Genomic DNA, 22,488 nt, shown 5'->3' with positions numbered 1-22,488 from the left:
GGAAAATTCCGGCTCTTCGGGGTGGGCCGAATCGGCCCGGTCGGTACGCTAGCGAGCGAATTCCATCGATGTCGTCCGCTGTAGCGCGGCGCGAGGGCGCGCCTCGTTATGGTACCCGCACCAAACTTCGATTTGGCGTCTGGCGTTCTTCTGCGACAAGAACCCATTTGCCGGCCGGGGCTTGCCGGGGCGCGAGCAGTCAATCTCCACACCGTTCTCGTCCGCCCGTTTGTCGAGCGCCTTCGAATGAATTCACTGCCATCATCAATCTCGATATAGCCGGGAATCTCAGAACAACGCGCCCCCACGAAACCCACTCCGCATCACTGCCGCTCGACACGAGCTCCGGGACGCTCGTTTCGCGCACCTCTCGGCAGATGTACCGAGAAAACTGTTTCCGTCGAATCGGACCGCGCCTCGATACGACCCTGATGTGCCTTGGCGATCTCGCTGGCGATGTACAAGCCCAACCCCAATCCGACATCGTCATCGACGTTTTCCGATCGGTCGGATCCACGCTGAAGCGGATCGAAGATCCGGTCGAGCGTGAGCCGATCGATAACGGGCCCCTTATTCCCGACCTCGATATGCGCCTCTGCGTCGTCCGACGTCGCCGTCACCCGCACGGGTGTATCGGGCGCTCCATACTTGACTGCGTTGCTCACCAGATTGCTCAGGAGCTGCTCGAGCCGCTGATCATCCCAGTCACCCCGCAGGTCGCCGTTCACCTCGAGATTGATCTCGCGATTCGGATGAGCCGTCTGCAATTCGTCGACCACATTGCCGAGCACTTGCACGAGATCGGCATCGCGGCGCACGACGTTGATACCGAGCCCGAGTTGCGTCCGGTTGAAATCGCAAAGATCGTCAAGGAGAGCGTGCATGCGCCCGCCGCTGCGAATCAGCCGGGCCGCGGCCTCCGATATGTCTTCTCCGGCATTGAGCGCGGCCAAATAGGACGCTGTTATCTGAATGGTCTGCAGCGGCGTGCGCATATCGTGACCCAGCATCCCGAGCAACAAGTTGCGGGCCAGCTCCACCTGCTCGGTAAAAAAAGCAACGGATTCCGCGAGCGCCTGATCGATCGCCTCATTGAAGCGAATCATGTCGTCCACATGAGGTGCGTCCGGCTGGCATGCGTCGATCCACAAGCGCAGCACACTGGCACGCAGCGCCCGATACTCGGCCGTCAATTGATTGATGTTGAAGCCTCGACGCGCGCGCAGGACGGCATGCGTCTGCGCGGCCGTTTTCTCCGCGTTCACCGGTTCGGGCGCTCGTCCAAGCGATTTTTCATGTTGCTCCGCCGTCGTTTGCGGCGTATCGATGTCCTCGGCCACCGCCTGCAGGATCTGACGCGCGTGATCGCGTAGCCCATGCGCGTCCATGCTCCGCGCAGCCGGCAGCAGCGTGGCGGCAAATGCCTCCCACTCCACCAGGATCGGCTCCATGTTCTGAACGATGAAATCAGCTAGACGCATGTCGCCTCTCACAATGGAATAAACGGTGGATGGCTTCCGACGCTCCGCGACGATATCACGTGAATATGGGCAATCGAAGGTGCCGCGTCGCGGACGGGCAGCGCGCGGCCGTCGCAACCGCGAAAAAACGCGTACCGAATCGGCGGTCGTCCGTTCCGGCGACGATACCTGCTCTTTTACCGCATCGAACACCGACGGCGCCGGCCGCATGAACGGCGACGGGCGCTCAGCCTGCCAACCTGACGGACCCGGCGGCCTGAACACGCGAACTGCGGTTTCCCGGCATGAACGAGAATTGCACGGCTTCGCGCGCCGCTCCGACCACGGTCGGCTTGAACGAGACGATTCCCTTGCTTTCCGGCGTCAATCGCCGGTATGAAACGCCATTGCCGATCGTTTCGCCATCGGATATCCGGACCGCGTTATCCAAATCCATTCAATCGCATATTTTACCGACCCAACGCGTAATAATTTCAGTCGGCTTTTCAATTCCGAATTACAAAATCACAAAACATTATTGACTTCGGCTTTCCAGGAAATCTAGAATCCCTACGACGGCTTACGTTTCGATTTCTTCTGCCGCACGCAATTCGCCACGCACCCGTGCGAAGGCCTGCCGCATTGCTTTCCCTTGCTGCATCAAGGCCGCACCCTCTGCTGCCGCGGTTTTCTGCTTTTACCAATCGCTCGCTTATTTACCGCCTATTTCTCTTTTTCAAAACGACGCCACACCCCGATCAATTCCAGTCATTCACCAGAAAAGAATGACCGCGACACGAGACCAAACGGACCCAAGATCCGTTGATTCGCACATCCAGATAAAAAATCGCCATTCATCAGGAGGGACATCAACATGCATCGCCTTGCGAAGTCGCTGTGTCTCGGGCTCGTCTGCGCCGGCCTGCTCGCGGCCTGCAACGACGACGACGTTCAGTCGAACACCCCGCCGTCGAACCACGCCGCGCTGTCGTTCCGCATGGACACCGGCGGCCAGATCAACGCGTTCTACCGGCAGGACAAGGTTGCCGCGCACCTGCTGGTGCGTTCGTCGACGAAGCCGCGCCTGCTGGTGGTCTTCCCCGCCGGCAACAGCGGTACGGGGCTGTGGTTCGACGACACCGCGCAACCGGTGAACTGGAGCCTCGACACGCCGCCGTCCGCGCTGTCGGCACCCGACGCGCACGGCCGCCCGCTGTACGGCATCGGCGCCGACGTGTCGGTCGACACCGGCACGCTGACGATCCGCCAGGGCGTGCTCAGCAACGTGCGCTTCCTGCGCGACTTCAACGGCGGCGCGACGATTCCGCAGCAGATCCTCACCGCGCCGACGGTCCAGGGCGGCACCGCGCAATGGCAACGCGACCGGATCGACGGCGCGCCCGGCTATGCGTTGCGCATCACGCTGCGCGACGGCGGCAGCATCGCGCCGGCAGCGGGCGGCAAGCTCGTGCTGAACGCGCCGGCCGGCTCGCACACGCTGAAATTGCACATCGATGCGCTGTCGGGCGAGACGCCGCTTTCGCCGATCACGCGCGCCGACCTGTTCGCCCCGTCCGTGAACCCCGACCCGGTGAGCCAGAACGTGCTCGAATTCCTGAGCTTCAACGACAAGCTGCTGGCCGGCTCGTGGCAGTACGACACGTACTTCGGCCGCGATACGCTGATCTCGGTCCGCATGCTGATGCCCGTGCTCGCGCCCGCGGCGATCGAGGCCGGCCTGTCGTCGGTGCTGAGCCGCCTGTCGGCCGACGGCAAGGTCGCGCACGAGGAAGGCATCGGCGAATTCGCGCTGGTCGACAACCAGAAGAACGGCAAGCCGAACGATCCGACGCCGACCTACGACTACAAGATGATCGACAGCGACTACCTGCTCGCGCCGATCGCGGCCGCGTGGCTGATCGACGATACGCGCGGCCAGGCGCGTGCGGCGGCGTATCTCGCACAGCGCGGCAGCGACGGGCAGACCAACGGCAGCCGCCTGGTCGTCAACCTGCTGCACGTCGCGACGACCGCGCAGGCGTTCGCGCAACAGCCGTCGGTCGCGAACCTGATTCACCTGCGGCCCGGCGAGATCGTCGGCAACTGGCGCGACAGTACCGACGGGCTCGGCGGCGGCGTCTACCCATACGACGTGAACGCGGTGCTCGTGCCGGCCGCGCTGCGCGCGGCGAACGCATTCCTCGCGCGCGGCCTGCTCGATCCGTATCTCGATGCCGGCCAGCGCGCGACGCTCGCCAACACGGCGAACGAGGCGACCACGTGGGAGACGCAGGCGCCGCCGCTGTTCCAGGTCAGCGTGCCGGCCGCGCAGGCGGCCACCGACGTGTCGGCCTATGCGCCGTCCGCCGGCGTGCCGGCCGGGGCCGCGCCCAGCGCGCCGCTCGCGTTCTACGCGCTGTCGCTCGATCAGCAGGGCAACCCGATTCCGGTGATGAACTCCGACGGCGGCTTCGCGCTGCTGTTCGGCTCGCCGCCGGACGACCAGCTCCAGCGGATCGTCAGCGACGTCACGCGGCCGTTCCCGACGGGGCTCGTGACCGATGCCGGGATGCTGATCGCGAACCCGGCGTATGCGAGCCAGGCACTGTGGCCGAAATTCACGAGCTCCGCGTATCACGGCACGGTGATCTGGTCGTGGCAGCAGGCGATGTGGGTCGCCGGGCTCGATCGTCAGCTCGCGCGCCAGGATCTGTCGGGCGCGACCCGCGCGCTGCTCACGCAGGCACGGCAGACGATCTGGCAGGTGATCTCGAACGGACGCGACATGCGGACGTCCGAGATGTGGACGTGGTCCTACGTAAACGGCACGTACCAGACCGATGCGTTCGGCACGCGCAGTGCGGATGCGACCGAGGCCAACGCGGCCCAGCTGTGGAGTACGACGTATCTCGCGATCCGCGATCCGCAGCAGCGCGCGGGCAAGTACTGGTGGCAGGCATCGCAGCGGATGCAGGACACGCAGCCGAAACAGGCGACGGCGCTGGTGTCACGCTAGCGCCGCGCGGGCCGACCGGCATGCAAAAGCCCCGGGGCGTCGCCGCCTCCGGGGCTTCGATCGACGATGCATCACCGCGACACGACGCGATTCCGCCCTTCCCGCTTCGCCTGATACAGCCGCTCGTCGACCACCCTCAGCAACGCATCGACCGTACTCCCGTCGACGCCATATTGCGCGACGCCGACGCTGACCGTCACCTGCACGCGCTTGAAGTCCAGCCCGAACGGCGAACTCGCGATCGACGAACGCACGCGCTCGGCCGTCATCCGCGCGCCTTCGAGCGGCATGTCCGGCAGCAGCGCCATGAACTCCTCGCCACCGACGCGCGCAAGCCCGCCCGCCGGCCGGATCGCCTCGAGGCACTGGCGCACGACGCCGCGCAGCACTTCGTCGCCGATCTGGTGCCCGTAGGCATCGTTGATGTTCTTGAAATTGTCGAGATCGAGCGCGAGCAGGCAGAACGGCGTGCCGTCGCGTTCCGCCCGCACCATCTCGCGCTCGACCTGCGCGATGAACTGCCGGCGGTTCGACGCGCCCGTCATCGGATCAGTCGCGGCCATGTACTCGAGCTTCTGGTTCGTGCGCCGCAACTCCTGCAGCGCGCTCTCGGTGCGCGCCATCGATTCCGACAGCCGGCTCATCAGGTCTTCCTGGCTGTAGATCGCCGAGAACGAGCGTGTCGTCTGCAACGCCTGCACGACGCCGTAGCTGAGCAGGAAGAAGCCGCCCGCGAAAATCGCGTGCGCCAGCCACCACATGTGATTCCACGGCTTGCCGAGAATGAATGCGAGCGAAGACAGCGCGAAGGCCATGATCGACACGCCGTAGATCACCATCAGCGGCGAGCGGATCCGCCGCGCGAGCAGCACGCAGACGTTCAGCAGCGAGAACACGAGCGCGCCGCCCTCCATCGACAAGCGCGTACCGAGCGCGCCGGCGATCGGCGAATACGCAAGGTAGGCAACGACGACGTCGACGATCACGAAGAACACGATCCACGGCAGCCACGTTCGCGCGCTCATGCGCCTCTCGATCCGGTCGGGCGGACGCGAATACGACAGCAGGCCCGTCAGCAGCAGGATCGACATCACGAGCCGCGACGCGGGCCCGTACAGCAGGAACAGCCAGATATTGTGGTGCGCCATCCCGGTGAACGCACCGTGCAGCGCATAGATCATCGCGAAGCCGAGAAAGCCGAGCGTCAGCCAGCGCAGCAGCGGCTCGCCGGACGACCGGTAGCACACCCACGTCACATAGGTGACGAACGCGCCCTCGAGGGTAGCGGCCGCAATCGCGATTTCATGGAATGCGTGGTTCTCGAACCCGACGTGCGGGTCGCTGAAGAACCACAGGTAGGCGATCAGATACGCAGGCAGCAACGCGAATCCGACCAGCAGGCATTTCGCGTAAAGCCTCGCGGCCGCGCTGACGACGCGCGGCGGTTCCCCGGCTGCATAGGTCGTACTCATTCGGTCCCCGGTCGGTCTGCTGCGTTGGTTCGAACCTTCGCGGCACGGATCGCGCCATGCGCGATCCTGCCCATCGTGCCGAAAGGCAAATGTCAGAGCAAGTATAGGTGGGGCAATTCGTTTGACAAGTCAGGGGAAACGGCATTGCCGGGCGCACGCCTTTTGCTTCCCGATTGTTTCGAATCGCGGCGCTGCCGCACCGATTGATGTCGCGGCCGCGGGCGTCGCCGAAGCGAAACCGCGGCCGCGACCGGCCAAAGATCAGAGGATTTCGAACAGACCGGCCGCGCCCTGCCCGCCGCCGATGCACATCGTGACGACCACGTACTTCACGCCGCGCCGCTTGCCTTCGATCAGCGCGTGGCCGGTCAGGCGAGCGCCCGACACGCCGTACGGATGGCCGACCGCGATCGCGCCGCCGTTCACGTTCAGGCGATCCTCAGGAATCCCGAGCGTGTCGCGGCAGTACAGCACCTGTACCGCGAATGCTTCGTTCAACTCCCACAGGCCGATGTCGTCGACCTTCAATCCGGCCTGCTTCAGCAGCTTCGGCACCGCGAACACGGGGCCGATGCCCATCTCGTCCGGCTCGCAGCCGGCCACCGCGAAGCCGCGGAACACGCCCAGCGGCTGCAGCCCTTCGCGCTGCGCGGCATCGGCGCTCATCACGACACACGCCGACGCGCCGTCCGAGAACTGGCTCGCGTTGCCGGCGGTGATCACGCCGCCCGGCACGGCCGAGCGGATCTTCGACACGCCTTCGAGCGTCGTGTCGGGGCGAATGCCTTCGTCGGCCGATACCGTCACTTCCTTCGTGAACAGGCGGCCCGTCGCCTTGTCGGCGATGCCCGCGAGCACCGTGATCGGCACGATCTCGTCGCGGAACCGCCCGGCTTCCTGCGCGGCCGCGGCGCGCAGTTGCGACTGCACGCCATACTCGTCCTGCCGCTCCTTCGAGATGCCGTAGCGCTTCGCGACGTTCTCGGCCGTCTGCAGCATGTTCCAGTAGATTTCCGGCTTGTGCTGGACGAGCCAGCCTTCCTGGATCATGTGCCGGTTCATCTCGTTCTGCACGCACGAGATCGATTCGACGCCGCCGGCGACATAGATCTCGCCTTCGCCCGCGATGATCCGCTGCGCGGCCAGCGCGATGGTCTGCAGCCCCGACGAGCAGAATCGGTTCACCGTCATCCCCGGCACGGTCACGGGCAAGCCCGCGCGCAGTGCGATCTGGCGCGCGATGTTCGCGCCGGTCGCGCCTTCGGGGTTCGCGCAGCCCATGATCACGTCCTCGACGCGAGCGGGATCGAGCTTCGCGCGTTCGAGCGCGGCGGCGACCACGTGGCCGCCGAGCGTTGCGCCGTGCGTCATGTTGAATGCGCCACGCCAGGATTTCGCCAGCGGCGTGCGTGCGGTCGATACGATTACGGCTTCGGTCATGCGAGTCTCCTTCGGTGCTGCCCTGAATCGGATGGGAAATGCGCTACGCCGCCGGGCGCGCGCCCGCGGACGTCACATGCGCGACGCCCGCTGCCTGCATCTGCTGCCATGCGTGCGCGAGCGACCCGTTCAGGTCGATCGCACGGCACGCATCGTTGATCACCGCGGCGTCGAACCCGGCCGCGCGCGCATCGAGCGCCGACCACGCGACGCAATAGTCGGTCGCGAGCCCGCAGCACCACACGCGCTTCGCGCCGAGTTCGCGCAGGTAGCCCGCGAGCCCCGTGCGCGTCGTGCGGTCGGCTTCGACGAACGCGGAATAGCTGTCGACCTGCGCGTCGCCGCCCTTGCGGATCACGAGCCGCGCGTGCGGGATGTCGAGGTCGCGATGCAGCGCCGCGCCGTCGGTGTCCTGCACGCAATGCACGGGCCACAGCACCTGCTCGCCGTACGGCAGCGCGAGCGTGGAAAACGGCTCGCGGCCCGGATGGTTCGCCGCGAACGACACGTGCTCGCGCGGGTGCCAGTCCTGCGTCAGCACGACCTGGTCGAAGCGCTGCGCGAGCGCGTTGATCACCGGCACGACCGCATCGCCGTCCGGCACCGCGAGCGCGCCGCCCGGCATGAAGTCGTATTGCACGTCGATCACGAGCAGGACGTCGTCGGTGCGTTTCATTGCGTGTCTCCAGACAGGATCGGCCGCGCCGCCATGCGGCGGCGTCAGCCGTTGAACCCGCGGCCGGCCTTCGCCAGTTCCGCGATCGACGGCGCGAGCCGCCATGCGTCGCCGTTCGGTGCCGCCGCATAGCGGCGAATCGTGCGCTCGACGTTGTAGAGGCCGACCGTGTCCGCATACAGCATCGGGCCGCCGCGCCACAGCGGGAAGCCATAGCCGGTCAGGTAGACCATGTCGATGTCGGATGCCTTCGACGCGATCTTCTCCTCGAGGATCTTCGCGCCTTCGTTGACGAGCGCGAACACCAGCCGCTCGACGATCTCGTCGTCGCCGATCTTGCGCCGCTCGACGCCGCGCTCCTTCGAATACGCGACGACCATCTCGTCGACGAGCGACGACGGCTTCGCCTTGCGATCGCCCGGCACGTAGTCGTACCAGCCGCCGCCCGTCTTCTGGCCGAAGCGGCCCTGTTCGCACAGGCGGTCGGCGATCTTCGAGTACTGCAGGTCGGGTTGCTCGACGTAGCGGCGCTTGCGGATCGCCCAGCCGATGTCGTTGCCGGCGAGGTCGCTCATCCGGAACGGCCCCATCGCGAATCCGAACTTCTCGATCGCGCGGTCGACCTGCGCGGGCAGCGCGCCTTCCTCGAGCATGAACAGCGCCTGGCGGATGTACTGCTCGATCATCCGGTTGCCGATGAAGCCGTCGCACACGCCCGACACGACCGCCGTCTTGCGGATCTTCTTCGCGACGGCCATCACGGTCGCGAGCACGTCCTTCGCGGTCTGCGCGCCGCGCACGACCTCGAGCAGCTTCATCACGTTCGCCGGGCTGAAGAAGTGCATGCCGACCACGTCCTGCGGACGCTTGGTGAACGCCGCGATCTTGTCGACGTCGAGCGTCGACGTGTTCGACGCGAGGATCGCGCCCGGCTTCGCGACTTCGTCGAGCTTCCTGAACACCTGCTCCTTCACGCCGAGCTCCTCGAACACGGCCTCGACGATCAGGTCGGCGTCCTTCAGATCGTCGTAAGAGAGCGTCGGCGCGATCAGCGCCATCCGCGCGTCGAGCTTCTCCTGCGTGAGCTTGCCCTTCTTCACCTGCGCGTCGTAGTTCTTGCGGATCGTCGCGATGCCGCGCTCGAGCGCTTCCTGCTTCGTCTCGAGCAGCGTGACGGGCAGGCCCGCGTTGATGAAGTTCATCGCGATCCCGCCGCCCATCGTGCCCGCGCCGATCACGCCGACGCGACGAATCTCGCGCAGCGGCGTGTCGGACGGCACGTCGGGAATCTTGCTCGCCGCACGCTCGCCGAAGAACGCATGGCGCAACGCGCGGCTTTCCGGCGTCATCATCAGCGCGACGAAACCTTCGCGCTCGGCGATGCTGCCCTGGTCGAAGCCGTTCAGCACGCCCGCCTCGATCGCATCGATGCACTTGTGCGGCGCGGGGAAATTCGACGCGGCGGCCTGCGCGGAATTGCGCGCGAACTGAATGAAGCCCGCGGCGTTGTCGTGGACGATCTTGCGATCGCGCACCCGCGGGTGCGGCCCTTGCCGCGCGCCGGCCTTGCGCGCGAACGCGACGGCCGCCTCCAGCAGGTCGCCGTCGGCCATCTCGTCGAACAGCCCGCTGTTCGCCAGTTGCTCCGACGGCACCGGTGCGCCCGACACGATCATGTTCAGCGCGGTCTCGAGCCCGACCGCGCGCGGCAGGCGCTGCGTGCCGCCCGCACCCGGCAGCAGGCCGAGCTTCACTTCGGGCAGCGCGACCTGCGCGCCGGGCGCCGCGACGCGGTAATGCGCGCCGAGCGCGAGTTCGAGGCCGCCGCCCATCACGACGCTGTGCAGCGCCGCGACGACGGGCTTCGCGCTCGCTTCCACCGCGCGGATCACGGTGTGCAGCGTCGGCTCCTGCAGCGCCTTCGGCGTATTGAATTCGGTGATGTCGGCGCCGCCCGAGAACGCGCGGCCCGCGCCGGTCAGCACGATGGCCGTGACCGACGGATCCTGCGCGGCGCGATCGAGCGCGTCCATGACGCCCTGACGGGTCGACAGGCCGAGCCCGTTGACCGGCGGATTGTTGAGCGTGATGACGGCCACGCCGTCGCGAGTCGAGTAATCCACTGCCATCTGCCTGCCTCCATGCATCGCGCGCCGGGTTGGCTGCGCTTCATTGTGCGCGGTCGAACAGCCGCATGTCCGGATGAACCGAGGCAGCATACAACGAAAAAGCACGGTCGTTCAATTTGAATTTTGTTGCCGATCCGGGGACGGATCGGGCGACCGGTTCGCGGGCCGTCGCCGGCCCGGGCGCGATGCTTACGGCGCGCCCACCGCCGTCGGCAGCACGTAGTCGCGGAACGTCTCGCGCAGCTTCAGCTTCTGCAGCTTGCCGGTCGCGGTGTGCGGCAGCGATTCGACGAACACGACGTCGTCGGGGATCCACCATTTCGCGACCTTGCCTTCGTAGAACGCGAGCAGCGTGTCGCGGCTCAGGTTCGCGCCTTCGCGCGGCACCACGACGAGCAGCGGGCGCTCGGTCCATTTCGGGTGCGCGCATGCGATGCACGCGGCTTCGGCCACGCCCGGGTGGGCGACCGCGACGTTCTCGATGTCGATCGAGCTGATCCATTCGCCGCCCGACTTGATCACGTCCTTGCTGCGGTCGGTGATCTGCAGGAAGCCGTCGGGATCGATCGTCGCGACGTCGCCGGTCGGGAACCAGCCGTCCGACAGCGGCGATTCGTCGCCGCGAAAGTAGCGATCGATCACCCACGGCCCGCGCACCTGCAATTCGCCGAACGCGACGCCGTCCCACGGCAGCTCGTGGCCGTCCTCGCCGACGATGCGCATGTCGACGCCGCAGATCACGCGGCCCTGCTTCTCGAGCAGCCGGCGCTGCGCGTCGAGCGGCCGCTGCGACTGCGCCCAGTTGAGCTTCGCGAGCGTGCCGAGCGGCGACAGCTCGGTCATTCCCCATGCATGGATCACGCGCACGCCGTATTCGTCCTCGAACGTGCGCAGCATCGCGGGCGGGCACGCGGAGCCGCCGATCACCGTGCGGTTCAGCGTCGAGAAGCGTACGCCGGCTTCGCGCATGTAGTTGAGCAGCCCGAGCCACACGGTCGGCACGCCCGCGGAAAACGTCACGCGCTCGGCCTCCATCAGCGCGTACAGCGACTTGCCGTCGAGATCCTTGCCGGGCAGCACGAGCTTGCCGCCGGTCAGCGGCACCGCGTACGGCAGCCCCCACGCGTTGACGTGGAACATCGGCACGACGGGCAGCACGGCGTCCATCGCGGACAGATTCATCGCGTCGGGCAGCGCGGCGCCGTATGCGTGCAGCACCGTCGAGCGGTGCGAATACAGCACGCCCTTCGGGTTGCCGGTCGTGCCCGACGTATAGCAGAGCCCCGACGCCTGCTGCTCGTCGAGGCGCGGCCAGTCGTAGCGGCCATCTTCGGCGTCGACGAGCGTTTCGTAGCAGAGGTACGGCGTCGCGCCCGTCGGCAGGTGCGCGGCATCGGTCATCGCGACCCAGCCCTTCACGTGCGGACACTGCGGCGCGATGGCGTCGACGAGCGGCGCGAAATTGATGTCGAAAAAGACGTAGCGGTCTTCCGCGTGATTGACGATGTACGCGATCTGCTCGGGAAACAGGCGCGGGTTGATCGTGTGACAGACGGCGCCCATCCCGCCGATCCCGTAATACGCCTCCAGGTGCCGGTAGCCGTTCCACGCCAGCGTGCCGACGCGGTCGCCGGCGTCGACGCCGAGCCGCGCAAGCGCCTGCGCCAGTTGCTTCGCGCGGCGCTCGCAATCGCGGTACGTATAGCGATGCAGGTCGCCTTCCACGCGCTTCGACACGATCTCCGTGTCGCCGGCGTGCCGCGCGGCATGCGAAATCAGCGAGGACACCAGCAGCGGCACGTCCATCATCTGGCCCAGCAACGGCTTACCCATCGTCTTGTTCTCCGTGAGGATGCGAATCGGTGACCAGCCCCTGCAACGCGCCCGTCAGCGGCCCCGGACGGGCGTGGCGCACGGTGCGCGCGCCGCCATGCGGGCGGCGCGGCGCCGCCTTACAATATCGGCTTACCCAGAGGCGCTCAACATGTCGTTTTCCCGAAGCGCAGCCGATGCGGCTGACACTCTCCCCGACCTCGCCGCCACGCTCGGCGCGCCCGCCGCCGGCGCGTTCGTCACGCTCGGCGACGCGTTTCATACGCGGCTGCCGGCCGCGCCGCTCGCCGCGCCGTACGTCGTCGGCTTTTCCGGCGAAGTCGCCCGGTTGCTCGACCTGCCGCCGTCGCTCGCCGCGCAGCCCGGCTTCGCCGAGCTGTTCGCCGGCAATCCGACGCGCGACTGGCCCGCGCACGCGATGCCGTACGCGTCGGTGTATTCCGGCCACCAGTTCGGCGTGTGGGCCGGCCAGCTCGGCGACGGCCGCGCGCTGACGATCGGCGAACGCACCGGCACCGACGGCCGCCGCTACGAGCTGCAGCTGAAAGGCAGCGGCCGCACGCCGTACTCGCGGATGGGCGACGGCCGCGCGGTGCTGCGCTCGTCGATCCGCGAATTCCTGTGCTCGGAAGCGATGCATCACCTCGGCATCCCGACCACGCGCGCGCTGACGGTGATCGGTTCCGACCAGCCGGTGGTGCGCGAGGAAATCGAGACGTCGGCCGTCGTCACGCGCGTGTCGGAGAGCTTCGTGCGCTTCGGCCACTTCGAGCACTTCTTCTCGAACGATCGCCCCGACCTGCTGCGCCAGCTCGCCGATCACGTGATCGACCGCTTCTATCCGGCCTGCCGCGACGCGGACGATCCGTACCTCGCGCTGCTCGAGGCCGTGACGCTGCGCACGGCCGAGCTCGTCGCGCGATGGCAGGCCGTCGGCTTCTGCCACGGCGTGATGAACACCGACAACATGTCGATCCTCGGCGTGACGATCGACTACGGCCCGTTCGGCTTCGTCGACGCGTTCGATGCGAATCACATCTGCAACCACTCGGACAACGGCGGCCGCTACGCGTACCGGATGCAGCCGCGCATCGCGCACTGGAACTGCTACTGCCTCGCGCAGGCACTGCTGCCGCTGATCGGGCTGCAGCACGACATCGCCGACGACGATGCGCGCGCCGAGCGCGCGGTGGACGATGCGCAGGCCGTGCTCGCGACCTTCCCCGAGCGTTTCGGCCCCGCGCTCGAACGCGCGATGCGCGCGAAGCTCGGCCTCGAACTCGAACGCGAGAACGACGCCGACCTCGCCAACAAGCTGCTCGAGACGATGCACGCGAGCCACGCGGATTTCACGCTGACGTTCCGCCGCCTCGCGCAGATCTCGAAGCACGACGCGAGCCGCGACGCACCGGTGCGCGACCTGTTCATCGACCGCGAAGCGTTCGATGCGTGGGCGAACCTCTACCGCGCGCGGCTGTCCGAGGAAACGCGCGACGACGCGGCGCGCGCGGTTGCGATGAACCGCGCGAACCCGAAATACGTGCTTCGCAACCATCTGGCCGAAGTCGCGATCCGGCGCGCAAAGGAAAAGGATTTTTCGGAAGTCGAGCGGCTCGCGCAGATCCTGCGCCGCCCGTTCGACGAACAACCGGAGCATGAAGCGTACGCGGCGTTGCCGCCCGACTGGGCCGGGTCGCTCGAAGTGAGCTGCTCGTCCTGAGCCCGCAACCCGCGCGTATCGACCGACCGATCAGGAGAACCCCACATGTCCCACGATTCCGACGACAAGACCTTCCCGTACCAGAAGGACGACGCCGAGCTGCGCCGCCGCCTCACGCCGATGCAGTATGAGGTCACGCAGCACGCGGCGACCGAGCGCGCCTTCACCGGCGAATACACCGACACCGAGGATGCCGGCATCTACAAATGCATCGTCTGCAGCACGCCGCTGTTCGAGTCCGGCTCCAAGTTCCATTCCGGCTGCGGCTGGCCCAGCTACTTCAAGCCGCTCAACGGCGAGGTGATCGACGAGAAGGTCGACTACTCGCACGGGATGGTGCGCGTCGAGGTGCGCTGCAACCACTGCGGCGCGCATCTGGGCCACGTCTTCGAGGACGGCCCGCGCGACAAGACCGGTTTGCGGTACTGCATCAATTCGGCTGCGTTAAACTTCGAGTCCCGACCCGAAAACGACTGAGCGGCGCCGGGCGGATCGGCGGGGTCGACTCTCGCCGGCCGGCCAGCCCCGGGCTGGCCGCCCCGATCCGCGACGGTGGTGCCTGGCGGGTCCCTACAACGGTGAAAGGCCGCGCGAGCGGCCTTTCACGCAGCTGCGAGCGCCATGAAATTCCTGTTCGATCTGTTTCCGATCATCCTGTTTTTTGTCGCCTTCAAGGTCTGGGGCATCTTTACCGCCACCGCCGTCGCGATCATCGCGACACTGGCCCAGGTCGCATGGGTCGCCTTCCGGCACCGGAAGGTCGACACGATGCTGTGGGTCAGCCTCGGCGTGATCGTCGTCTTCGGCGGCGCCACCCTCGTCCTGCATGACGAGAAATTCATTCAATGGAAACCGACTGTGCTGTACTGGTTGTTTGCGATCGGGTTGCTCGCCGCGCGTTATGCGTTCAGCAAGAACCTGATCGAGAAGATGATGGGCAAGCAGCTCACGCTGCCGACGCCCGTGTGGGACAAGCTGAACGTCGCATGGGCGCTGTTCTTCGCGGTGCTCGGCGTCGCGAACCTGTATGTGGTACACAACTTCACCGAATCGCAATGGGTGAACTTCAAGCTGTTCGGTACGACGGGCGCGATGGTCGTGTTCATCATCCTGCAGAGCCTGTGGCTCACGAAATACCTGAAGGACGAGTGACATGACGGACGCCTTTCTCCACGCCTCGCCCGACGAGCGCATCGCGCTGATCGAAGCGCGCCTCACCGCGTCGCTGGCGCCGCTGGCGCTCACCGTGCGCGACGACAGCGCGCAGCACGCGGGCCACGCCGGCGCGGCCGCCGGCGGTCATTTCACGGTCACGATCGTCTCGGCCGCCTTCACGGGCAAGCCGCGCGTCGCGCGGCACCGGCTGGTGTATGATGCGCTCGCTGATGCGATGCAGCGCGGCATTCACGCGCTCGCGATCGTGGCTTATACGCCCGAAGAATTCAACGAATCTTCAATCTAGTCTCATTAGGAATTCCCGATGATCCTGAAATCCCCCCGCCTGTGGGTCGCGGCGGCTGCTTTCGCAGCGGCACCGGCATTCGCCCAGAACATCGCCGTCGTCAACGGCACGCCGATTCCGAAGTCGCGCGCCGATGCGATGGTCGCGCAGCTCGTCCAGCAAGGGCAGACCGACGGCCCGCAACTGCAGCAGGCCGTGCGCCAGGAACTCGTGAACCGCGAAATCCTGATGCAGGAAGCAATCCGCGAAGGCATCCCGAATCGTCCGGACGTGAAGGCGCAGGTCGCCGTCGCGCAGCAGACCGTCGTGCTGCGTTCGATGATCGAGAGCTTCCTGAAGAAGAACCAGCCGACCGACGCCGAAGTGAAGGCGCGCTACGACGACCTCGTCAAGGGCGCGGGCGGCAACCGCGAATACCACCTGCACCACATCCTCGTCAGCGACGAGCAGCAGGCGAAGGACCTGATCGCGAAGATCAAGGCCGGCGCGAAGTTCGAGGATCTCGCGAAGCAATACTCGAAGGATCCGGGTTCGGGCAAGAACGGCGGCGATCTCGACTGGTCCGATCCGAAGGCGTACGTGCCGGAATTCGCGGCAGCGGCGCAGAAGCTGCAGAAAGGCCAGATGACCGACACGCCGGTGAAGACGCAGTTCGGCTGGCACATCATCCGCGTCGACGACATCCGCGACATCGCACCGCCGCCGCTCGAGCAGGTGAAGGCGCAGATCGCGCAGCAGCTCGTGCAGCAGAAGCTGCAGGCGTTCGAGGAAGGCCTGCGCCAGCAGGCGAAGATCCAGTAACGCCGGCGCGCGTCGCCCGCGCAACGAAAGAAAGCCGCTCTCCGGAGCGGCTTTTTCTTTTGATGCGCCGGACCATGCCATGCAAAAGGCCGCTCCTCAGAGCGGCCTTTTCCGTACCGGACGCGACCCGCGCTACGCGGGATAAAACACGTCGTGATAGCGCACGTCGCCCGATGGCGGCGGTGCCGATTCGTCGAACGACAATGCGAGGAAATACTCGGGCGGCACACCCGGAAACACGATGCCGTCACGCGGTTCGAACCCGAAACGCGCATAGTACGCCGGCTCCCCGAGCACGACGCAGCCGCGCGCGCCGAGCCGGCGCAGCGCGTCGAGCCCCGTGCGCACGAGCCCCGCGCCGATGCTCTGCCGCTGGCAGTCGGGCAGCACCGCGAGCGGCGCGAGCCCATACCATTGCTGGCTGCCGGACGGCGCGCCGCCGATCGCCACCGGCGAGAACGCGACGTGGCCGATGACGCGCCCGTCGCGCTCCGCGACGAGCGACACGCTCAGCGCGCCGTCCGCGCGCAGCGCATCGACGATACGCTGCTCGAACTGCCCGCCCTGCGGCTCGCCCGCGAACGCCGCGCGGATCACGCGGCCGATCGCGTCGGCCTCGCTCGCGCGTGCGTCGCGCAGCGTGACGACCTCGACCGGCGCGTGCGGATCGAACATCATCGGGATCAGCCGATCCAGCGGCGTGCGTTGCGGAACACGCGCATCCACGGGCTCGCTTCACCCCAGCCTTCCGGATGCCAGCTCATCGTCACCGTACGGTGCACGCGCTCCATGTGCGGCATCAGCACCGAGAAGCGGCCGTCGGCCGTCGTGACCGACGTGATGCCGGCCGGCGAGCCGTTCGGGTTGAACGGATAACGCTCGGTCGCCTCGCCGCGGTGGTCGACGTATCGCATCGCAACCGCGACGCGATCGATGTCGCCCTGCTGCGAGAAATCCGCATAACCTTCGCCGTGCGCGACCGCGACCGGAATCCGCGAGCCTTCCATCCCCGCGAAGAAGATCGACGGCGACTTCTCCACTTCGACGAACGAGAAGCGCGCCTCGAACTGCTCGGACTTGTTGCGCGTGAACTTCGGCCACGCTTCCGCGCCCGGGATCATCGACGCGATGCTCGACAGCATCTGGCAGCCGTTGCAGATGCCGAGGGCGAACGTGTCGGGGCGCGCGAAGAACGCCGAGAACATGTCGGCGAGGTTCGCGTTGAAACGAATCGTCTTCGCCCAGCCTTCGCCCGCGCCCAGCACGTCGCCGTACGAGAAGCCGCCGCACGCGACCGCACCCGCGAAATCGGCGAGCGTCGCGCGACCGGCGAGCAGGTCGCTCATGTGCACGTCGTGCGCGTCGAAGCCCGCACGGTCGAACGCGTAGGCCGTTTCCAGGTGCGAGTTCACGCCCTGCTCGCGCAGGATTGCGACGCGCGGCCGCGCGCCCGTCGCGATGAACGGCGCGGCGATGTCGTCGGCCGGATCGAAGCTCAGCACCGGCGAGATGCCCGGATCGGCCGCATCGAGCAGCGCGTCGTATTCGGCGTCCGCGCAGGCGGGGTTGTCGCGCAGGCGCGCGATGCGCCAGCTCACTTCGCTCCACGCGCGATGGAGTTCGGCACGCGGCGCGTCGAAGATCTTCTTCGCGTCGCGGTACACCTCGATCACGTCGCGGTCGTTGACCGAGCCGATCACGTGCGAGCACGCCGACAGGCCGAACTCGCGCAGCGCGCCGAGCACCGCGTCGCGGTCGGCCGCCCGCACCTGCACGACGGCGCCGAGTTCTTCCGAGAACAGCGCGCGCAGCGTGCGGTCGTCACGACGGCCGCTCGTCTGCTTCGCCCAGTCCTTCGCGTCGCCGTAGTCGGATTCGTGGTTCGGGTCGAGCGTCAGCATGTCGACGTTCAGCGACACGCCGGCGTGGCCCGCGAACGCCATTTCGCACACCGTCGCCCACAGGCCGCCGTCCGAGCGGTCGTGGTACGCGAGCAGCTTGTCTTGCGCATTGAGCGACTGGATCGCGGTGAAGAAGCGCTTCAGGTCTTCGGCGTCGTCGACGTCCGGCGTCGTGTCGCCGACCTGCTGCGTGACCTGCGCGAAGATGCTGCCGCCCATCCGGTTCTTGCCGCGGCCGAGATCGATCGCGATCAGCACGCTGTCGCCCGCGTCGGCGATGCGGCGCAGTTGCGGCGTCAGGTGACGGCGCACGTCCTCGACCGGCGCGAACGCCGAGATGATCAGCGACACCGGCGACACCACTTCCTTCGCGACGCCCTGCTCGTCCCACTTCGTCTTCATCGACAGCGAGTCCTTGCCGACCGGGATGCCGATCCCGAGTGCCGGGCACAGCTCCATGCCGATCGCCTTGACCGTGTCGAACAGCGCGGCGTCCTCGCCGGCCGTGCCGCACGCGGCCATCCAGTTCGCCGACAGCTTCAGCTTGTCGAGCGACGCGATCGGCGCGCTCGCGATGTTCGTGATCGCCTCGCCGACGGCCATGCGGCCCGATGCGGGCGCGTCGATCACCGCGAGCGGCGTGCGCTCGGCCATCGTCATCGCCTCGCCCTTGAAGCCCGCGTAGTCGAGCGCGGTCACCGCGCAGTCGGCCACCGGCACCTGCCACGGGCCGACCATCTGGTCGCGCACCGACGTGCCGCCGACCGAACGGTCGCCGATCGTGATCAGGAACGACTTGCTGCCGACCGTCGGGTGCTTCAGCACGTCGATCGCGACTTCCGACAGCGCGATGCCCGTCACGTCGACCGGCGCGCGCTCGGTCGTCACGCGCGTGACGTCGCGATGCATGCGCGGCGGCTTGCCGAGCAGCACTTCCATCGGCATGTCGACCGGGTATTCGTCGGCGCCCGTCGCTTCGTCGTCGACCAGCTTCAGCTGGCGCTCGTCGGTCGCGACGCCGACCACCGCGAACGGGCAGCGCTCACGCGCGCAAATCGCCTCGAAGCGCGGCAGGTCGGCCGGCGCGATCGCCAGCACGTAGCGCTCCTGCGCTTCGTTCGACCAGATTTCGCGCGGCGACAGGCCCGATTCCTCGAGCGCGACCTTGCGCAGTTCGAAGCGCGCGCCCTTGCCCGCGCCGTCGACGATTTCCGGGAACGCGTTGGACAGGCCGCCCGCGCCGACGTCGTGGATGCTCAGGATCGGGTTTTCCGCGCCGAGCTGCCAGCAGCCGTTGATCACTTCCTGCGCGCGCCGCTCGATTTCCGGGTTGCCGCGCTGCACGGAGTCGAAGTCGAGCTCGGCCGTGTTCGCGCCGGTCGCCATCGAGCTCGCCGCGCCGCCGCCCATCCCGATCCGCATGCCGGGGCCGCCGATCTGGATCAGCAGCGAGCCGGCCGGCACGTCATGCTTGTGCGTATGCTGATCCGCGATGTTGCCGAGGCCGCCCGCGATCATGATCGGCTTGTGATAACCATGCACCTTCCCGCCGACGTTCTGCTCGTACACGCGGAAATAGCCGCCGAGGTTCGGGCGGCCGAATTCGTTGTTGAACGCGGCGCCGCCGAGCGGGCCGTCGATCATGATCTGCAGCGGCGACGCGATGCGGTCCGGACGGCCGTACGGGCCGTGCGCGTCGTTCGGGTTGCGCTCGCCGACCGGCTGCGCCGCGTCACGTGCGTTTTCCCACGGCTGGCGGGCGTCCGGCAGGTCGAGGTTGGACACGGTGAAGCCCGTCAGGCCGGCCTTCGGACGCGCGCCGCGGCCCGTCGCGCCTTCGTCGCGGATCTCGCCGCCCGCGCCGGTCGCCGCGCCCGGGAACGGCGAGATCGCCGTCGGGTGGTTGTGCGTCTCGACCTTCATCAGCGTGTGCGTGAGCTCGGTATGGCGGCCGTAGCGCTCGCCCGGCTCGCCGGCCGCGCCCGCGTTGCGCGGGAACCAGCGCTCGGCTTCGGCGCCCACCATGATCGACGAGTTGTCCGAATACGCGACGATCGTGCCCTGCGGGCTCAGTTTTTCGGTGTTGCGGATCATCGCGAACAGCGACATGTCCTGCGCTTCGCCGTCGATCGTCCACTGCGCGTTGAAGATCTTGTGGCGGCAGTGTTCGCTGTTCGCCTGCGCGAACATCATCAGCTCGACGTCGGTCGGGTTGCGTTCGAGCTTGCGGAACGCGTCGACCAGGTAGTCGATCTCGTCGTCGGCGAGCGCGAGGCCCAGCTCGACGTTCGCGCGCTCGAGCGCGCCGCGGCCGATACCCAGCACGTCGACGGTCGACAGCGGCTTGGCCGGCAGTTCGTCGAACAAGTGCTTCGCGTCGTCGCGCGCCGCGACCACGCTTTCGGTCATCCGGTCATGCAGCGCGGCCGCGACGGCCGCGAGCGCGTCGTCCGACAGCGCCTTCTTGCCGCCGAGCAGGCCCGACTTCAGCGTGACCGTGAATTCGACGCCGCGCTCGATGCGGCGCACGTGCGTGAGGCCGCAGTGCTGCGCGATGTCGGTCGCCTTGCTCGCCCACGGCGAGACGGTGCCGAAGCGCGGCAGCACGACGAAGGTCTCGGTGGCGCCCTTCTCGCTCGCCGGCTGGAACGGCGCGCCGTAGTGCATCAGCGCGTCGATGCGTGCGCTGTCGTCGGCCGACAGCGGCTCGGCCGCATTGACGAAGTGCAGGAACTGGCCGCGCACCGCGACGATGTTGGCGTCGATTTGCCTGAGCGTGTCGAGCAGACGGGTTTGACGGAAATCGGAGAGGGCCGAAGCGCCGGGAAAACACGAGAAGTGAGCCATGGGCTGGACTGACGTCGATGAGTCGCGCGAGGTGGCGACGTGGGGCGAAAGGAAGGCCGTAATTATACCCGGAAGTCGGGCGCCCAAGACCGGCGATCGGTCGTCCGCATGCACCGCGACGGTGCCCGGGTGCGTGCCGCGCGCGGCGGCCCGCCAGGCCGGCCCGCACGGGTGCGCTGGCAGGCCGCCGTGGTGCGACCGCACGGCGCATGTTCGCCCGCCGCCGGTTCCGGCGCTTTTGGCGCTATCATTCCGGGTTCACCGGGCCGGGGGCCTCAGCGAATTTTCACCGGGCAGCGTGCGCGCCACCCGTCATCGAAGCAATCTCCATGGATGTCATCGTCATCGGCGGCGGAATCAGCGGCGTCGCCACCGCCTACCAGCTGCGCGCGGCCGGCCATCGCGTCTGCGTGGTCGAACGCCACGCGACCGTCGCGCAGGGGGCGACCTACGGCGACGGCGGCGCGCTGCTGCCGAGCCCGCTCGACGTCTGGTTCGGCCCGACCTTCATGCGCCAGCGCCAGCCGCGCGACAGCGGCATCGTCTACAAGCCGGGCCTCAACGGCGGCGTCCGCCGCTTCGTCAAGCAGCTCGGCACGCTGCGCGAGCCCGACGCGTTCGCCGCGCAGTACGCCCGGCTGCGCCCGCTGATCGACGCATCGCGCGACACGCTCGCCGACATCGAGGCGCGCCTCGAACTCGAATTCGAGCAGAAGCCCGGCATCCTGCACGTGGTGCGCGACCCGCGCGACTGGGACGCGCTGCAGCCCGCGCTCGACCTGCTGCGCACGCTCGACCAGCCGTACCGCACGCTCACCGCCGCCGAATGCGCGGCGCTCGAACCGTCGGTGCCGGCCGAGCCCGGCTTCGCCGGCGGCGTGCTGCTCGAAACCGAGCGCACCGGCAACTGCCCGCTGTTCGCGAAACTGGTCAAGCAGACGCTCGACGAGCACGGCGTGCAGTTCCGCTTCGGCGCGGACGTCGCCGCGATCCGCGTCGACAGCGGCCGCGCCGCGGTCGAGCTCGCGCCGTCCGGCAACCGGACCGCGGCCCGGGCGCGCGAGGTCGACGTGATTTCCGCCGACGCGATCGTGGTCGCTGCCGGCGCCGGCAGCGTACCGTTGCTCGAACGGCTCGGCTGGCGCCTGCCGCTGCACCCGGTGCGCGTCCACACGCTCACCGCGCCGGTCGCGTACGAGGAACACGCGCCGCACCTGAGCGTCGTCGATTCGATCAAGCGGATCTCGATCACGCGCACCCACCAGCGGCTGCGCGTCGGCGGCGGCGCCGTGCTGCAAAGCCTCGCCGACACCGCGAAGCCGCTCGCCGAGCCGCTGTCCGAGGCCGCGCTCGCGCTGCTCGGCCAGGCCGTTCACGACTGGGTGCCGGGCGCCGCGAGGATTTCGGCCGCGCTGTCGTGGCAAGGCATGCAGCTGCTGTCGCCGGACGGCCTGCCCGTCGTGGGTCCGACCCCGCATCCGCGCGTGTTCGTCAACTTCGGGCATGGCCCGACCGGCTGGGGCCTCGCGTGCGGGTCTGCTAAAGTGGTGACCGACTACCTGGGCGGCGACGCCCGGCAGTGGCCCGCCGACACGCTCGCCGCGCTCGGCACCGGCCGCTTCACCCCCTGACCGCCACGCGGGCTCGTCCCGTGGCGGCATCCTTGCCAGCCGCCACGATCCCGCGATGACCGTTACCCGCCCGCTTCCCGATTCCGACCCGATCGCGCTA

At 67.7% G+C, this 22,488-nt stretch carries 16 protein-coding genes and 1 pseudogene; 7 read left to right on the top strand and 10 right to left on the bottom strand.

All coding sequences use genetic code 11. The features are described from left to right. Nucleotides 1–48: 48 nt before the first annotated feature. The 3 genes and pseudogenes from G3N62_RS35995 to G3N62_RS17185 form a co-directional block, all read right to left on the bottom strand. Nucleotides 49–287, bottom strand: a pseudogene (locus tag G3N62_RS35995) (IS3 family transposase); the annotation flags it as partial. Nucleotides 288–323: 36 nt separating this feature from the next. After that, entirely contained in the window at nt 324–1,481 is a 1,158-nt protein-coding gene (locus tag G3N62_RS17190; RefSeq protein WP_124669698.1) for a HAMP domain-containing sensor histidine kinase, read from the bottom strand. A 226-nt stretch (nt 1,482–1,707) separates the two neighbouring features. After that, a complete protein-coding gene (locus G3N62_RS17185; RefSeq protein WP_124669699.1) occupies nt 1,708–1,917 on the bottom strand; it encodes a hypothetical protein in 210 nt (69 codons plus the stop codon). Between the two features lie 417 nt (nt 1,918–2,334). On the opposite strand from G3N62_RS17185, the gene G3N62_RS17180 reads away from it, so the two are divergent. Beyond that, nucleotides 2,335–4,476 (top strand): hypothetical protein, encoded by a 2,142-nt coding sequence (locus G3N62_RS17180; RefSeq protein ID WP_124669700.1) that lies wholly within the window; start codon nt 2,335–2,337, stop codon nt 4,474–4,476. Between the two features lie 71 nt (nt 4,477–4,547). Here G3N62_RS17180 and G3N62_RS17175 read toward each other — a convergent pair whose 3' ends face one another. The 5 genes from G3N62_RS17175 to G3N62_RS17155 all read right to left on the bottom strand — a co-directional run bounded on the left by G3N62_RS17175 (nt 4,548) and on the right by G3N62_RS17155 (nt 12,026). After that, complete coding sequence (locus G3N62_RS17175; protein ID WP_034188751.1) at nt 4,548–5,948, bottom strand: GGDEF domain-containing protein; 1,401 nt, start codon at nt 5,946–5,948, stop codon at nt 4,548–4,550. A 261-nt stretch (nt 5,949–6,209) separates the two neighbouring features. Beyond that, a complete protein-coding gene (locus tag G3N62_RS17170) occupies nt 6,210–7,388 on the bottom strand; it encodes an acetyl-CoA C-acyltransferase (RefSeq protein ID WP_034188752.1) in 1,179 nt (392 codons plus the stop codon). A 43-nt stretch (nt 7,389–7,431) separates the two neighbouring features. Then, nucleotides 7,432–8,064: a bifunctional nicotinamidase/pyrazinamidase gene (gene pncA, locus G3N62_RS17165; protein ID WP_034188753.1), complete on the bottom strand. Its 633-nt coding sequence runs from the start codon at nt 8,062–8,064 to the stop codon at nt 7,432–7,434. 44 nt (nt 8,065–8,108) lie between these two features. Next, nucleotides 8,109–10,193: a 3-hydroxyacyl-CoA dehydrogenase NAD-binding domain-containing protein gene (locus tag G3N62_RS17160; RefSeq protein WP_124669701.1), complete on the bottom strand. Its 2,085-nt coding sequence runs from the start codon at nt 10,191–10,193 to the stop codon at nt 8,109–8,111. Between the two features lie 189 nt (nt 10,194–10,382). After that, the gene (locus G3N62_RS17155; protein WP_124669702.1) at nt 10,383–12,026 is read right to left on the bottom strand and encodes a 3-(methylthio)propionyl-CoA ligase; all 1,644 of its coding nucleotides are present in this window, start codon (nt 12,024–12,026) and stop codon (nt 10,383–10,385) included. Between the two features lie 151 nt (nt 12,027–12,177). Here G3N62_RS17155 and G3N62_RS17150 point away from each other — a divergent pair, with 151 nt between their 5' ends. The 5 genes from G3N62_RS17150 to G3N62_RS17130 all read left to right on the top strand — a co-directional run bounded on the left by G3N62_RS17150 (nt 12,178) and on the right by G3N62_RS17130 (nt 16,009). Then, entirely contained in the window at nt 12,178–13,746 is a 1,569-nt protein-coding gene (locus tag G3N62_RS17150; RefSeq protein WP_124608911.1) for a protein adenylyltransferase SelO, read from the top strand. A gap of 45 nt (nt 13,747–13,791) precedes the next feature. After that, complete coding sequence (gene msrB, locus G3N62_RS17145; protein ID WP_034188757.1) at nt 13,792–14,223, top strand: peptide-methionine (R)-S-oxide reductase MsrB; 432 nt, start codon at nt 13,792–13,794, stop codon at nt 14,221–14,223. A 144-nt stretch (nt 14,224–14,367) separates the two neighbouring features. Next, nucleotides 14,368–14,898: a septation protein A gene (locus G3N62_RS17140; RefSeq protein ID WP_034188758.1), complete on the top strand. Its 531-nt coding sequence runs from the start codon at nt 14,368–14,370 to the stop codon at nt 14,896–14,898. 1 nt (nt 14,899) lies between these two features. Further along, nucleotides 14,900–15,208: a BolA family protein gene (locus G3N62_RS17135; protein ID WP_034188759.1), complete on the top strand. Its 309-nt coding sequence runs from the start codon at nt 14,900–14,902 to the stop codon at nt 15,206–15,208. Nucleotides 15,209–15,226: 18 nt separating this feature from the next. After that, nucleotides 15,227–16,009, top strand: a complete 783-nt coding sequence (locus tag G3N62_RS17130; protein ID WP_034188760.1) for a peptidylprolyl isomerase — start codon at nt 15,227–15,229, stop codon at nt 16,007–16,009. Nucleotides 16,010–16,141: 132 nt separating this feature from the next. Here the strand turns inward: G3N62_RS17130 and G3N62_RS17125 are convergent, their stop codons facing one another. Together G3N62_RS17125 and purL are read right to left on the bottom strand one after the other, a co-directional pair. Further along, the gene (locus G3N62_RS17125) at nt 16,142–16,687 is read right to left on the bottom strand and encodes an N-acetyltransferase (RefSeq protein ID WP_034188980.1); all 546 of its coding nucleotides are present in this window, start codon (nt 16,685–16,687) and stop codon (nt 16,142–16,144) included. Nucleotides 16,688–16,692: 5 nt separating this feature from the next. Beyond that, the gene (gene purL / locus G3N62_RS17120) at nt 16,693–20,757 is read right to left on the bottom strand and encodes a phosphoribosylformylglycinamidine synthase (protein ID WP_124669703.1); all 4,065 of its coding nucleotides are present in this window, start codon (nt 20,755–20,757) and stop codon (nt 16,693–16,695) included. Nucleotides 20,758–21,086: 329 nt separating this feature from the next. Here purL and G3N62_RS17115 point away from each other — a divergent pair, with 329 nt between their 5' ends. Then, entirely contained in the window at nt 21,087–22,388 is a 1,302-nt protein-coding gene (locus tag G3N62_RS17115) for an FAD-dependent oxidoreductase (RefSeq protein WP_124669704.1), read from the top strand. The last annotated feature ends 100 nt before the right edge of the window (nt 22,389–22,488 follow it).

The organism is Burkholderia sp. Tr-20355, assembly GCF_017104685.1.
GTDB lineage: Bacteria > Pseudomonadota > Gammaproteobacteria > Burkholderiales > Burkholderiaceae > Burkholderia > Burkholderia seminalis.
The sequence above is the reverse complement of the archived record's forward strand: the minus strand, read 5'-3'. Positions and strand labels throughout refer to the sequence as shown.